At 43.9% G+C, this 14554-nt stretch carries 11 protein-coding genes; all 11 read left to right on the top strand.

The genetic code is table 11. From position 1 onward, the window contains the following. Nucleotides 1-40 precede the first annotated feature (40 nt). The 11 genes from tig (at nt 41) to DV872_RS22210 (ending at nt 14405) form a co-directional block, all read left to right on the top strand. Nucleotides 41-1384: a trigger factor gene (gene tig, locus DV872_RS22160; RefSeq protein ID WP_114632155.1), complete on the top strand. Its 1344-nt coding sequence runs from the start codon at nt 41-43 to the stop codon at nt 1382-1384. Between the two features lie 27 nt (nt 1385-1411). Beyond that, the gene (clpP, locus tag DV872_RS22165) at nt 1412-2005 is read left to right on the top strand and encodes an ATP-dependent Clp endopeptidase proteolytic subunit ClpP (RefSeq protein WP_114632156.1); all 594 of its coding nucleotides are present in this window, start codon (nt 1412-1414) and stop codon (nt 2003-2005) included. Between the two features lie 3 nt (nt 2006-2008). Beyond that, nucleotides 2009-3295 (top strand): ATP-dependent Clp protease ATP-binding subunit ClpX, encoded by a 1287-nt coding sequence (gene clpX / locus DV872_RS22170; RefSeq protein ID WP_114632157.1) that lies wholly within the window; start codon nt 2009-2011, stop codon nt 3293-3295. Then, on the top strand, nt 3270-5720 hold the full coding sequence (gene lon / locus DV872_RS22175) for an endopeptidase La (RefSeq protein WP_114632158.1): 2451 nt from the start codon (nt 3270-3272) through the stop codon (nt 5718-5720). Before clpX ends, lon begins: the two co-directional genes overlap by 26 nt. 143 nt (nt 5721-5863) lie before the next feature. Continuing rightward, entirely contained in the window at nt 5864-6277 is a 414-nt protein-coding gene (locus DV872_RS22180) for a hypothetical protein (RefSeq protein ID WP_114632159.1), read from the top strand. A gap of 9 nt (nt 6278-6286) precedes the next feature. Next, on the top strand, nt 6287-7255 hold the full coding sequence (locus DV872_RS22185; protein ID WP_114632160.1) for a bifunctional oligoribonuclease/PAP phosphatase NrnA: 969 nt from the start codon (nt 6287-6289) through the stop codon (nt 7253-7255). 105 nt (nt 7256-7360) lie between these two features. Beyond that, nucleotides 7361-8542 carry a TetR/AcrR family transcriptional regulator gene (locus tag DV872_RS22190; protein WP_114632161.1) on the top strand — a complete coding sequence of 394 codons (1182 nt, stop codon included), beginning with the start codon at nt 7361-7363 and terminating at the stop codon, nt 8540-8542. A 74-nt stretch (nt 8543-8616) separates the two neighbouring features. After that, nucleotides 8617-9960: a TolC family protein gene (locus tag DV872_RS22195; protein WP_114632162.1), complete on the top strand. Its 1344-nt coding sequence runs from the start codon at nt 8617-8619 to the stop codon at nt 9958-9960. Beyond that, the gene (locus DV872_RS22200; RefSeq protein WP_114632163.1) at nt 9957-10958 is read left to right on the top strand and encodes an efflux RND transporter periplasmic adaptor subunit; all 1002 of its coding nucleotides are present in this window, start codon (nt 9957-9959) and stop codon (nt 10956-10958) included. The genes DV872_RS22195 and DV872_RS22200 overlap by 4 nt, the downstream gene beginning before the upstream one ends. 10 nt (nt 10959-10968) lie before the next feature. Then, nucleotides 10969-14127, top strand: coding sequence for an efflux RND transporter permease subunit (locus DV872_RS22205; protein ID WP_114632164.1), 3159 nt, complete (start codon nt 10969-10971; stop codon nt 14125-14127). Continuing rightward, a complete protein-coding gene (locus tag DV872_RS22210; protein WP_114632165.1) occupies nt 14124-14405 on the top strand; it encodes a PG0541 family transporter-associated protein in 282 nt (93 codons plus the stop codon). Before DV872_RS22205 ends, DV872_RS22210 begins: the two co-directional genes overlap by 4 nt. The last annotated feature ends 149 nt before the right edge of the window (nt 14406-14554 follow it).

Here is a 14554-nt window from a genome sequence, read left to right on the forward strand (position 1 = left end):
TTTTTTATACCAAAACATACCACGTAAGAAGGACAGTGCTGTGATAACCAGTAAGAGTGTCGAAAAATTAGAAAACTCAACCGTCAAACTTTCCCTGACTGTAGGTAAAGAGCACGCAGCCAAAGAGTACAAAGATCTTTTAGCAAAGTACACAAAAGAAGTACAGATTAAGGGATTCAGAAAAGGCAAAGTGCCCGTATCCGTACTTGAAAGAAAATTCGGTGAGGGAATCAGACAGGAAGCTGCTGCAAACCTCATGGATATAGCCCTCAAAGCAGCCATGGAAGATCTCGATGAGAAACCCCTTGGATATGACTACCCTGAAGTACAGGGAGAGCCTGAACTTGATCCGGAAAAAGATTTTTCCTTCGAGCTGATCTACGATACCTTCCCCGAAGTTAAATTCGGCGAATACAAGGGAATCGAAATTGAAGAAACACAGGTCAAGATTCTTAAAAAGCATGAAAATGCCGAAATGGAAAAAATCCAGGAACAGAATTCTGTTGTCATGGACAAGGCCGATGAAACCGTTGCAAACGATGACATTGTCACCCTTGACTACTGTGAAATGGACGGTAAAGAAGAAGTTGAAGATTCCAAAAGAGAAGACTTTGTTTTCACAATTGGTACAGGATACAATCTTTACAAAATCGACAAACAGCTTGTCGGCATGAAAAAAGATGAAGAAAAAGTCATCACTAAGAAATACAAAGAGGACTTTGAAAACAAAGACCTTGCCGGTAAAAGTGTAAAAATCAAAGTCAAGATAAAAGCTGTAAAAGAAAAACAGCTCCCCGAACTTGATGATGAACTGGCACAGGATGTAAACGAGAAGTTCAAAACTATTGATGACCTGAGAAAAGACATCAAGAAACAGCTCAAGGATAAGGCCGAGGCCAAGACCAAGGGTAATAAAATGGAACAGCTTATCGACAAACTGGTGGAATCCAGTGAAATCGATCTTCCTGTTTCTATGATCAAGGCAGAACAGGAAAATAACTGGAAAAACTTCCTCCAGCAGTCTCAGACTCAGGAAGAACAGATGCTTCAGTTCCTTGAAATGCAGGGTCAGACTAAAGATCAGATGCTTGAGTCCTGGAAAGAAAATGCTGTTAAGAGCTTGAAATCCCAGTTGATTTTCAACAAGATAATTGAAGACGAAAAAATTGAAGTCGCTGACGACGAAATGGAAGAAGAAATCAGGAAGCAGGCCGAAATGTACAAGATGCCTGTTGAAGATCTCAAGAAATCATTTGGCGAAGCCGGCTTAAAAGAGTATCTTAGTAGTGATATCAAGCAGAAGAAAGTTGTTGACTTCCTTCTTGATAATGCGAAAATCACAAAAAGTGATGAAAAGGTTGATTACGACGACCTGATGAAATAAAAATTAAAATAATGAGGATCTGCCGATATGCATGTTCAGAATAATACCCTTGTACCCGTTGTTGTTGAGAGAACAGGTACAGGAGAACGGTCTTATGACATTTTTTCCCGTCTTTTAAAAGACAGAATAGTTTTCCTGGATGGGGAAATAAATGATGTTACGGCAGACCTTGTTGTTGCTCAACTTCTTTTCCTGGAATCTGAAAATCCGGAAAAGGATATAAATCTTTACATCAATAGCCCCGGCGGTTCTGTCACTGCCGGTTTGGCTATCTACGATACAATGCAGCACATCAAACCCGATGTTCAGACCATTTGTATCGGTCAGGCGGCCTCTATGGGTGCCGTTCTTCTTGCAGGAGGAGCAAAAGGGAAACGACATTGCCTCCCTTCTTCCCGCGTCATGATTCATCAGCCTTGGGGTGGTGTTCAGGGTCAGGCCCGTGATATCGGTATTCAGGCTCGTGAAATCATTCGACTCAAGAAAATGCTGATTCAGTACTTTGCGGATAACAGCGGAAAAGACTTTGAAGAGATTGCATCCGATATGGAGCGTGACTTCTTCATGTCAGCCGAAGAAGCTGTTGCTTACGGTGTGACTGACAGTATTTTAAAGAGGTAAAAAATGGCCCGAACTAAAAATAAAGAATTAAAAGTATGTTCATTCTGCGGCAAGCATTCCGATGTTGCCAAGAAACTAATTGCAGGACCAGGCGTATATATCTGTGATGAGTGTGTTCAGGTTTGTAATAAGATCATGTCAGAAGAAGAAAACATCTCTTCCGACTTTGTAGATGACATCCCTACACCTAAAGAGATCAAGGAATACCTGGATGAGTATGTCATCGGACAGGATGCTGCCAAAAAGAGCCTCTCCGTAGGTGTTTATAATCACTACAAAAGAATAATGTTCAAAGACAAGGTCTCAGCTGATGTGGAATTGGAAAAATCCAATGTTCTCCTAATCGGTCCCACAGGAACGGGTAAGACCCTCCTTGCCAAGACACTTGCAAAAAAACTGAAAGTACCCTTTGCCATCGCCGATGCTACGACATTGACCGAAGCCGGTTACGTTGGTGAAGATGTTGAGAATATCCTCCTGAAGCTGATTCAGGCTGCCGGTAATAATATTGCCGCTGCAGAAAGAGGAATCATCTATATTGATGAAATTGATAAGATTGCCCGTAAGGGAGAAAATGTATCCATCACCAGAGATGTTTCGGGTGAAGGTGTTCAGCAGGCTCTGCTGAAAATCATTGAAGGTTCTGAAGCTTCCGTTCCTCCCCAGGGTGGAAGAAAGCACCCTAACCAGGAGATGCTGAAGATTGATACTTCCAACATCCTGATTATCTGCGGTGGAGCTTTTGTCGGTCTGGATAAAATTATTGAAACCAGAGTGACTCAGCAGCCCATGGGATTTGGTTCTGATCTTCAGACTATCCATGAAAAAGACCTGGTAGCGCTCTTTAGTAAGATGCATCCCGATGACCTTGTAAAATTCGGTCTTATACCAGAGTTTATCGGTCGTCTGCCTATCCAGGTCAGCCTGGAGAATCTTAAAAAAGATGATCTGAAAAGGATTCTTACTGAACCCAGAAACTCAGTCATCAGACAGTTCGAAGAATCCCTCAAACTGGATGATACTGAACTGCGTTTTGAAGAAGCTGCCATCGAAGCCATTGCCGACAAAGCTCTGGAAAGAAAAACAGGAGCCCGTGGAATCCGTTCTATTGTGGAATCTGTAATGCTTGAAATCATGTACGATCTCCCTTCTATAGAAGGTAAAAAGAAAGTTATTGTAACCAGGGATGTCATCATAAATGACACTTTGCCCGTTATCCTTACAGATCCGGAAAAAATTGAAGCCCCCTGGGAAAATGCACTACATGAGAATAAACAGATCACCGCTTAATCTGAGAAAACCGGAGCTGCCGGTTATAATACTACCTGACACGGTAATATTTCCCTATACGGTAGCTCCCTTCTTCCTGACCGATGCCATATCCACCAGAGCGGTGGATGAGGCCATGAGAGGGAAAAGAGATATATTCCTGGCCTTTCAGAAAGAGAAGGCCGACTCCACAATACAGAAAAAACACCTCTATTCCACAGGAACAGTGGCGCATATACTTCAGGTCCTGAAACTTCCCGACGGAAATTCCCGCCTGTTGGTTGAGGGACGCAGTAAGGGTGAACTGTCAAAACTGGTCAAACGGAAAGACATTCTTATGGTTCAGTACAAACCCATTCAGGAGAGCCGTGAAATAGGGCGGACCCTGGCAGTAGGAATGGAAACCCTTCAGGAAACCTTTTACGAATATACTCGAAAGAACAAAAAAATAACCAAAGAAACTAAAAATCAGGTGGAACAGGCTCAGACACCCGAAAAGGTGATCGGTATAATTGCTTCTCAGCTGACCATTCCAATCGAAGATAAAATTGCTCTCCTTGAGATTGACAGTCCCGGTGAAAAGCTGAGCAGACTCAGCGAAATTGTTCAGATGGAAATTGAAAAGAGTTCACTTAAACATGATATATCAGGACGGGTTCGTAAGAAGATGGAAAAGACTCAAAAAGAGTATTTCCTGAATGAACAACTGAAAGAGATCAATAAAGAACTAGGAAACTCCTCACAGGAGGACCCCTCTGGTGCAGCAGAGCTGGAGAGCCGGATAAATGAAATGACCATGCCCGAAGAGGTGAAGGCCAAGGCTCTTAAGGAAGTAAAACGACTATCCCGCCTGCAGCCTATGAGCCCCGAATCGGGAGTCCTCAGAACCTATCTTGAATGGCTTGTAGATATCCCCTGGAGCGAAGAATCCAACGATAGAATGAACCTGGCCCGGGCGGCCCGTGTTCTTGATGAAGATCATTACAATCTGAAAAAAGCCAAGGACAGAATCCTTGATTATATTGCGGTCAGACAAATCCGCGAAAAGCTGAAAGGTCCTATCCTATGTTTTGTCGGACCTCCGGGAACCGGAAAGACATCATTGGGCCGCTCTGTTGCCAGAGCTCTAAACAGAGAGTTTGTCCGGATATCTCTTGGTGGTATACGGGATGAAGCGGAGATAAGAGGCCACAGAAAAACATATGTGGGTGCCCTGCCCGGAAAAATAATTCAGTCTATCAAGAAAGCAGGGACCACAAATCCCGTATTCCTTCTGGATGAAATAGACAAGATGAGCAGCGATTTCCGGGGTGACCCTTCGGCAGCCCTGCTGGAAGTCCTGGACCCGGAGCAGAACGGAACCTTTACAGACCACTACCTTGAACTGTCCTACGACCTTTCAAGTGTTATGTTCATAACTACCGCCAACTCTCTGCATAACATTCCCCGTCCCCTTCTGGACAGGATGGAAGTCATAGAGATTCCCGGTTATACAGAGATAGAAAAAGCCCGTATTGCCAGAGGATTTATCATTCCCAAGCAGCTGAAAGAGAACGGAATGGAAAACAGCCGGCTCAATATCAGCGATGATGCTGTTAATACTCTGATCCGAAACTACACAATGGAATCAGGTGTGAGAAACCTGGAACGCCAGATTGGCCAGGTCATCAGAAAGATTACCAGAGAAGCCATCGAGAGTTACCAGAAACGTTCAGGCGGCAACAACATCCATACAGCCCGTATTCACAAATACCAGGAGATCTTCGGCGATCGTAGTGACAAGGGTGAGAACCTTCCCGATCTATCAGTGTTTGATCTGACTATAAATGGAAGCGATGTACTCCACTACCTGGGGAATCCTCCCATTCCGGACGAAGATAGCGACACAAGAGAAAGAGCCGGCCTGGCAACAGGTATGGCATGGACCGAAGTAGGAGGTAGAGTCCTGCCCGTAGAAGTAAGCCTGCTGCAGGGAGAAGGAAAACTGATCCTCACCGGAAAGCTGGGTGACGTCATGAAAGAGAGCGCCCAGATAGCCCTCTCCTACCTGAGAGCCAATGCTGAAACCTTCGGGATCGATCCGAATTTCTATAAAGAGCATGATATCCATATCCATGTTCCAGAAGGAGCCATCCCCAAAGACGGACCTTCTGCGGGTATAACAATGACTGCGGCTCTCCTGTCGGCATTAAAGCAAACTCCCCTGATCTCAAAGTTGGCGATGACTGGAGAGATAACCCTCACCGACAGATTGCTCCCCATCGGCGGAGTTAAAGAAAAGGTTTTGGCCGCCCACAGAAATAAATGCCGAATTATCCTGCTTCCTGAAAAAAACAGAAAAGATCAGGAAGATCTTCCCCAGGAAATAAGGGATGACATTCGTTTTATTTTCAGCAGTTCTGTGAAAGAAGCATTGGGACAACTCTTCCCTGAAGGCACATTTTGACTCTGAACATATACGAATACTGCTTTTTTCTCTGTATAGTGGAATAATAAGCCTCTGCAGTAGAAAACTTAATTGCCATAAGAGCGTTTTTCTATTATAAATTGAATAGACTATTATTTGAAAATTCCAGGAGGCCTCGTGTCATGGCAAAGAGAACTGCCTTTTTTATCCTTCTAATTATGTTTGTCTCTGCATCTTTTCTATCAGCTGAGATATCAGAATCTAAAAGATCCAACATCTATCCTAAAACAATGGCGATTTATAAAGTTTATCCCCATGCACTGGGCTACAGAGTTGATTACATTAAATCCAACAGAACCATAGGAACCTTCTATGCCCCTCTGACATGGTTTAAGAAATCAGCAGGTTACGGTGAAATTGCCTACGGATTCGGTAAAGAGTACCCCTATGCCACCTTCTACTACTCAGAAGGTAAAATTGAACACTTCAGGCTATATCTTATTGAAGACTTCAATGACATGAGCTGGGGACGTCTCCGTGGCGATAACTATGATGATAAATTTTCTGATGAAGAACTGGTCATTGAATATCAATAAAGAGGTTTTATGACTTTTTCTGAAATACCCTCCTCTATCCGGGAGGGTTTTGATTCTTATAAGAACTTTATACTTATCGGACATGAGCATCCCGATGCGGACTCTCTCTGTTCACAGCTGGGCCTGGCAGCCCTCCTTAAAAGGCTGAACAAAAATGTCCGCCTTATTGCCAAAGGACCTTTCACAAGACCCGAAACCAGGGATCTGGAAGAACTTTTTGAAACCAACTGGTCCTATCCCTCTCCTGCAGGCACCTTGCTTATACTGCTGGACTGCTCCGACATCAGCCGAACAGGATACCCTGTAGAGGAACTGGAACCCTTTGATCTGATGATTATCGATCACCATGCCTCTGGTAGTTCAGCCGGAGAATACCGCTATATCGATGCGGCCAGCCCCTCCACCACTCTCCTTATTCAGGGATTATGGGATCTGTACGGAGAAAAACCCGATAAAGACACCAGCAGCTACCTCTTTTTCGGTTTTGCCACGGATACAGGATTCTTCAGACATCTGGAAGGAGCAACAGGTCCGGTATTCAACAGAGTTGCCGGGATGATAGATAACGGGGCTTCCCCCAATGCAATATACCGCCGTATCAACGGCGGAAGAGAGCTGGGAACACGACGCCTTATGGGAAGACTCCTGGAGAGAGCCCGATTTTACTTTGACAACAAGATACTGATATCCTGGGAAAACAAGGAAGACAGGGATGAGCTGGGAGTTGATGACAGAGATTCCGATCGCCTGTACCAGCTGCTCCAATCTGTAGCGGGCTGTGAAGCTGTTGCATTGCTTCGTGAAGAGTCTGATACTCTCACCATTATCGGACTTCGTTCCAATAACCATATTGATGTGGGTAGGATAGCCTCTGAACTGAAAGGCGGCGGTCATGTAAAAGCGGCCGGCTGTGCTGTTGAAACAGGCAGAGAGGCTGCAACAGCAAGAGTATTAGAGCTTTTCAAGAAGCAACTTTAGGATATTCGGTCGGATTCCAGAGCGAATTTATAATTTTCTATCACTTTATTATTGACCTCTTTATTTGAATTTACTATTTTTGTTAACGAACGGTCGTAAACAAAAATGAAAGTAGAAGAAAAACGCAGACTTAAAAAAATAGCCATTATGGAAGCGGCAATGGATGCCTGGTCCTGTGATGATTATAAAAAGACTTCTCTAACCACATTGGCAAAAGAGCTGCAGATGACAAAACCAGCTCTGTACCGCTACTTTTCAAACAAGGAAGAACTCCTTAATTCCATGGCCGAATATGTAAACTCTCTCGAACGGGAATGGTTTTTAGAATTGATCCCCCGTCTTCAGAGTATGAAGAAGGATGATCAGACCAGATTCTTTATAGAATCATATTCCAAAGCCCAGGTTGAAAGTAAACGATATGTTCATTTCAGCAGCTATAATACCCTTCGTCAGAACAAGCTTTTCCAATTAAACAATATGAAGCAGATCATAGAGATCCAGAAAATCCTGAATATTTCCAACAGAGTTTTTCTTCTAATTATGCTCTACTGTTTTTTTATGTGGGGCTGGCATGAAAATGAAGAGTTACAGCAGAACCGCACAGACATTGAGAAAATAGATCTTATACTGAATCTTTTAAATAACGGACTTGCAGGAGAATCCTTCAGGCTCCCCTCTGCAGAGAAAGCAGAGACCACAGCTGAAATTTACAAACAATACAGAATGTGCTCTAATCAGCCGGATTTGATTCAGGCGGTGAATCAGGTTATACAGGAGAAAGGATTTACAGGTGTAACCCTTGAACTGATTGCAGAAAAAGCAGGGATGTCAAAGAGTACTCTCTATAACTATTTTAAAAATAAAGATGACATGCTGACAAAAACAATCAATGCACTTGTTACAGATTATACGAAGTTTCACGCGCAGTTATTATCTCAGAAAGATAGTTTTGAAGATAAACTGCTGGCTCACCTGGAACTGCAGAGTGTTCTGTTCCCTCAGAAACCCCAGGCGTTCATTGTCCTGAAACAATTTATGAGCCCTGAAATATTCGGCAAGATAAAAAGACCTGCTCTTAAAAAAGGATTCCTTGATTTCCTGCAGGAAGGAATTGATAACAAAAAACTGAAAGATATTCTATCGGTCTATGAGTATCAGATGATTTTCAGCTTTTTTATATTTATTGAACGCGTTATTTATCAGCAGGAGGGTGATGCCCCCCTGACAGAAGAGATATTGGATTGGCTGAAACTGCTGGCTTATGGGAAAGCATCATCAGCCACTTAAGACTCAGGCCCCTGAGCCAAAGGAAAAATAAAAATTTCAGAATCGGGAGATTTTGATAGTTAAGGAGATTCTAGATGAAAAAAGTACTGACATTAACAGCATTGATAATGCTGATCACAACAGCAGGTTTTGCCGAAACACTGACCCTTACAGCCGACAGCGCTGTAGCTCTGGCCCTGGAGAACAACCTGAGTCTGCAGAGCGATGCCATAAATCTTAATATTAAAGAGCGAGCTAAAGATACTGCATGGAATGCATTTATTCCCAGTATTAACGGTTCAGCCGGGCTCAACAACACGGGTACTCTATTTTCAGATCCGGCACCCAGCGCAATGAATCCTGATCCGACTGCAAGGACCTGGATTATCAGTGGTGGCCTCTCTGCAAGCCTGCCCATCAATATTGCATTGGGAACAGGGATCAAGCAGACAAAGATTGAATACGAAGGCGGTATTTTGAGCTATGACGATTCCCGCAAAAAGCTGAATAGAGATGTTAGAAAGTATTACTTTCTCCTGGTAGCCACCGCCACGGACCTGGAACTGAAACAGCAGAATATTGACATTGCCGAGAAACGTTATGAACAAGCCCGAGAGAATTATAATAATGGTCTTATTTCAGAACTTGAGATGCTGCAGTCTCAGGTAACAGCCGAAAACAGCAAACCTGTATACAATAACCAGGTCACCAGTTACAAAAATGACCTTATGAATTTCAAGCTTCTTCTGGGAATCCCCAGCACTATAAATCTGGAATTGGAAGAAGGACTTGAAAATATTGTATTCTACAAACTGTCGGCTCAGGAACTTTTTGATACATACAGTGCCAACAGACTGGATGTGCTGCAGATAAATAAATCCATAGAATCATTGGAAAATACCAGAAAACTTCAGGCTCAATATAATAGGACTCCGACTCTGGCCCTTTCAGGAAGCTGGGGTACAGATGTTGCCGATGGCTTTGACAGTGACAACTGGCAAAAAGATTACTGGAGAGACAGCGCTACTTTTGGAATAAATATGAGCATCCCCCTGGATGATTTCATCCCCTCATCTTCCACTTCAGTGCTTCTTGAGGATTTTGATGATCAGATTAAACAGCTTGAACTGAGTAAACAGCTCATATTCGACTCTGCTGAAATTGAAATTACAAACCTGGTATTGACTCTGCAGAATTCCATGAACACAGTAGAAACATATTCGCTGAATGTGGATCTTGCCAGAAAATCTTTCGAACTGACTACCGAAGCCTATAACCTGGGAACAAGAGAACTCCTTGATGTTGAAACCGCTCAGACCGAGCTGCTCAGCGCATCACAGAATGTTCTTTATGAAAAAATTAATTATATAAACAGACTTCTTGATCTTGAATATGCCATCAATGCGGAAGACATCTCTAACGTTCTGGAGGAAAAATGAGTAAAAAAGATAAATCGGCCGAACTGAATACGGATAAAGAAATAAAAGTTAAAAAGAAACTATCTGCGGGTCGTATGATACTGATTATCCTGCTGATTGGGATTGTAGGTTTTGCCGCCTTCACTTTTCTGGGTATGAAGGATGGTAAGGAAGGACCCAAAGGGGGCCCCGACATGACGGATGAGAACAAAGAAACCATCTTTGCCGTAACCACAACAGAAGCTGTATCAGGTCAGATAAAAGACATTCTTAAAGTAAATGGAGACATTATCCCTGATAGTTCAGTTGATGTATATTCTGATAGCTCCGGTAAACTCTCCAAGCTGAAAGTCAGCCTGGGAGATTATGTACGCAAAGATGAAGTCATTGCAGAAATCGATCCGTCCCGTCCCGGTATGTCTTATACGGCCAACCCTGTTAAGGCAACAATCAGCGGGACGATCACCAGTCTCCCCTTTGATGTGGGAGCAACAGTGAGTCCTCAGGTTCCAATTGCAACAGTGGGAAGACTCCAAAGCCTTCAGGTCAGAACCTTTATCCCCGAGCGATTCATCTCCAGAGTAAAAATGGGAATGACAGCCAGGTTGAGCTTTGAAGCCTACCCCGGAGAAGAGTTTATGGCAGTGGTTACAGAGCTGAGTCCCGTGGTGGATTCGATCTCCAGAACCATGGAGATAAAACTGGACCTGACTGATAAGGATAAAAGAATCAAGGCGGGAATGTATGCAAAGATCAGCCTGGTAACTGAGGTGAAAGAGGACATCGTCCGCATACCTTCCGACTGTATCATAATCCGTTTCGGCGAGACATTTGTATTCACTATGGACGGAGAGGATCATGTTTCAAAAAGACTGATATCAGAAGGTATCCGGATCAACGGTGTTTCAGAAATAAGAGAAGGACTTGAAGTGGGAGAAACAATTATTTACCAGGGCCAGACCCTGCTGGATGACAAGGCTCCTGTCAAAGTTGTTCGTACAGTACAACCTCTGAAATAAAGGAAAATAAATGAGTATTTCCAAAACAATAGTCAATAGGCCAACCACCATCCTAATCCTTTTTGCAATATTGGTTGGTCTCGGTTTATATATAGTACCTCAGGTCCCCATTGACCTGTATCCGGAAATTAATCCGCCCATCCTCGTTATCTTTACAACCTACAGCGGTGCGGGTCCTGAAGAGATAGAACAGACCACAACCAGACCCCTCGAAGGGCAGATGGGGAATGTATCGGATGTGCAGAGGATAACATCCACTTCCTCCGAAGGTCTCAGTATGATTCTTCTGGAATTTGACTGGGATACAGACCTGTCAGCTGCGTCCCAGGATGTCAGGGACAAGCTTGAATTTATTAAAGACTTCCTCCCCGATGATGCAGCCAATCCCCAGATTTTCAAGTTTGACCCTGCCATGATGCCCATTATGGACCTGGTGGTAGACGGCAACAGAACGCCTGAAGAGATCAGATCCATAGCCGAAGATCAGATACAGCCCTATCTGGAACAGATACCCGGCGTTGCTACAACGATTATTACCGGTGGACGGGAAAAGGTAGTCCGTGTAGAAATATCCCAGAACCGTCTGGAAGCATACAATCTGAGTATTACTCAGGTGGCCCAGATGCTGGCTACACAGAATTTGCAGATAGGTGCCGGATCGGTTGAAGAGGGATCAAAAAAATACCTGATCCGTACTGCTGGTGAATACAAAAGCATTGAAGAGATCTCCAATGCGGTTATCTCCTATAAAATGTCCGGAGGTGTGACCAAAGATATCCGCCTCAGAGATATTGCCACTGTCTTCGAAGGTTATAAAGATGCCACCAACACAGTTTATATCAACGGTGAGCCGGGTATTTATATATCGATTCAGAAGCAGAGCGGCGTTAACTCAATTGAGACAGCAGACAATGTTGTAGCCAAGCTGGAACAGATCAATAAGAACCTTCCTCAGGACATGTCTGTACAGGTTATCAACAACACAACCGATATGATCCGGGGCTCTCTGGATCAGGTAACCAGCTCCGCCATAACCGGAGCAATACTGGCCATGGTCATCCTCTTTATCTTCCTGAGAAGCGTCAAGAGTACCCTGATCATCGGCCTCTCCATCCCTATCTCACTGCTGATTACAATCATGTTCATGTATTTTGCGGGACTGACCCTGAATATCATGACTCTGGCAGGACTGACCCTGGGGGTCGGGATGATTGTGGACTCCTCCATTGTTATACTGGAAAACATATTCCGCTATAGAGAAAAGGGTGCCAAACTTAAACCATCGGCCATCCTGGGTACCCAGGAAATGTTTATGGCTATCATGGCCTCCACTCTGACTACGGTCTGTGTATTTCTCCCCGTTCTGATGTTTAAGAAAGAACTGGAAATGATCGGAGTACTCTTTCAGGACCTGGCCTTTACCATTATTATCGCCCTGCTCTCCTCACTGCTTATTGCAATCACCCTGGTACCCGTACTGGCCAGCCAGTACATCACCATCTATACCAGAAAGCAGAGACCCCTTAAGTGGAAGTTTCTGAGAGGAATAGACAATGCTATGGAGCGCTTCTTCACAGGAATGGACAACGGTTATAAAAAATTGCTGGCATCCTGTCTGGACAATAAAGCTCTTGTAGTACTTGTTATTCTGGCACTCTTTATACTCAGTATCATGATGTTCCCGTCACTGGGTATTAACTTTATGCCCAACAGTGAAGAGGACTCAATCACCTTGAATATGGAGATGCCTGTGGGAACCAGGCTTGAGCTGACCCAGGAGTATATGAACCAGATTGCAGTCATTGCCTCCGACGAGGTGGACAGTGCAAAGGATATAATCATATCTACAGGTTCAGGCGGTTTTCTTGCTGCAGACGATGGAAGCAGGGGTACCCTGACTATGACTCTCAAGGATTATCAACTCCGTTCAGAAAGCAATGACGAGATAAAAGAGATTCTCCGAAGTCATTTTGACAGCTTCCCCTCTGCGACCTTCAGCTTCGGCAACTCCATGAATATGGGAGGATCCGCTTCACCAATCGATATCATCATTAAAACAGAGGATATGGATGAAGCCAGGCGGGTAGCCTTTGCCATAAAAGAGATGCTTATTGATCAGGTTCCGGAAGTGACCGAGCCCGATGTAAGTCTCTCAGAAGGACTGCCTCAGGCAGAGATTATCGTGGACCGTGAAAAAGCCTACTCCCTTGGTCTGAGTATTTACAGCATAGGTAATGAGATTTCAGCTAATGTGGACGGAAAAACTGCCTCCCGCTACAGGGTTGGGGGTGATGAATTCGATATCCTTGTAATCCTTAATAAAGAGGACCGCTCGGCTATTCCCGATCTGGAAAAAATCTTTGTTATGAACTCCATGGGTCAGAGAATCCCACTCTCCAGTGTGGCAACAATTGAGAAGACCTCAGGCCCTGTTGATATTGCCCGTGAAGACCAGTCCCGTGTTGTCCATGTAACCGGAGGCCTGAAGCCCGGTTTTGCAGCCAACCAGGTAGAACCAAAGGTCCGATCAATGATCAAAGAGAATATTATTGCCGATGATTCGGTCATTATCGACTTTAATGGTGACTATGCCGAAGTCCAGTCCTATATAATGAAGTTTATTGTTATCATGATTATCGCTGTTGTTCTGGTATTCGGTGTTATGGCCAGTCAGTTTGAATCACTGCGAGACCCGTTTATCATATTTTTCACCATTCCTTTGATGGCAATCGGAATTATATTCCTGTATAAAATCACAGGAGAAGCTATCAGTATGTATTCAGCCGTAGGGGTGATCATGCTGGCGGGTATTGTTGTAAACAACGGTATCGTTATGGTTGACTATACCAATATTCTCAGAGGCCGAGGACTTTGCATACGGGATGCCTGTATTGAAGCCGGAGGAAACAGACTCCGTCCTGTACTGATGACAACCCTGACAACCGTCTTGGGTATGGTGCCCATGGCATTTTCCAGCGGCCAGGGATCAGAACTGGTAAAACCATTTGGCCAGACTGTAATCGGGGGACTGACAGTGAGTACTATCCTCACCCTCTTCCTGGTACCCGTACTCTATGCTGTATTTAACAGAAAGCATGATAACAAGAGAGGCGAATGCAGTGACTCCGAGGATTTTATCAGCAGCCCCTTATTGGAGGAGAGTAAATGAGACGAGTAGAAATAATTATCAATCAATCAATAGAGGCGGATCTTTTTGAAACATTCACCCGCTTAGGAGTGGCCCGGCATTATACAAAGATTCCCGGAGCCCATGGAGTGGGAAACAGCGACCCTAAAATGGGAGACCACATATGGCCTGAAGAAAATGTGGTACTGATTATCTACTGTAAAAAAGAAGAAGCAGCAGCTATTGAAGAAGCGGTGCAGGATGTCAAAAAGAAATTCCCCAATGAGGGATTAAAGATTTTCAGTATAAAATACAAATAATTGATACAAATACAAGAAAGGAGCTGTTGCAAAAGTAAAATTGCAGCAGCTCTTTTTTTGGTCCACAATCCTTTCCTGAATATTCTTATGTTAAATCTATAAACAGCACCTTAGTTTGCCCCTGTGTCACCAAGTTTTATCATTATCAG

The organism is Oceanispirochaeta sp. M1 (assembly GCF_003346715.1).
Taxonomy (GTDB): Bacteria; Spirochaetota; Spirochaetia; order DSM-2461; family DSM-2461; genus Oceanispirochaeta.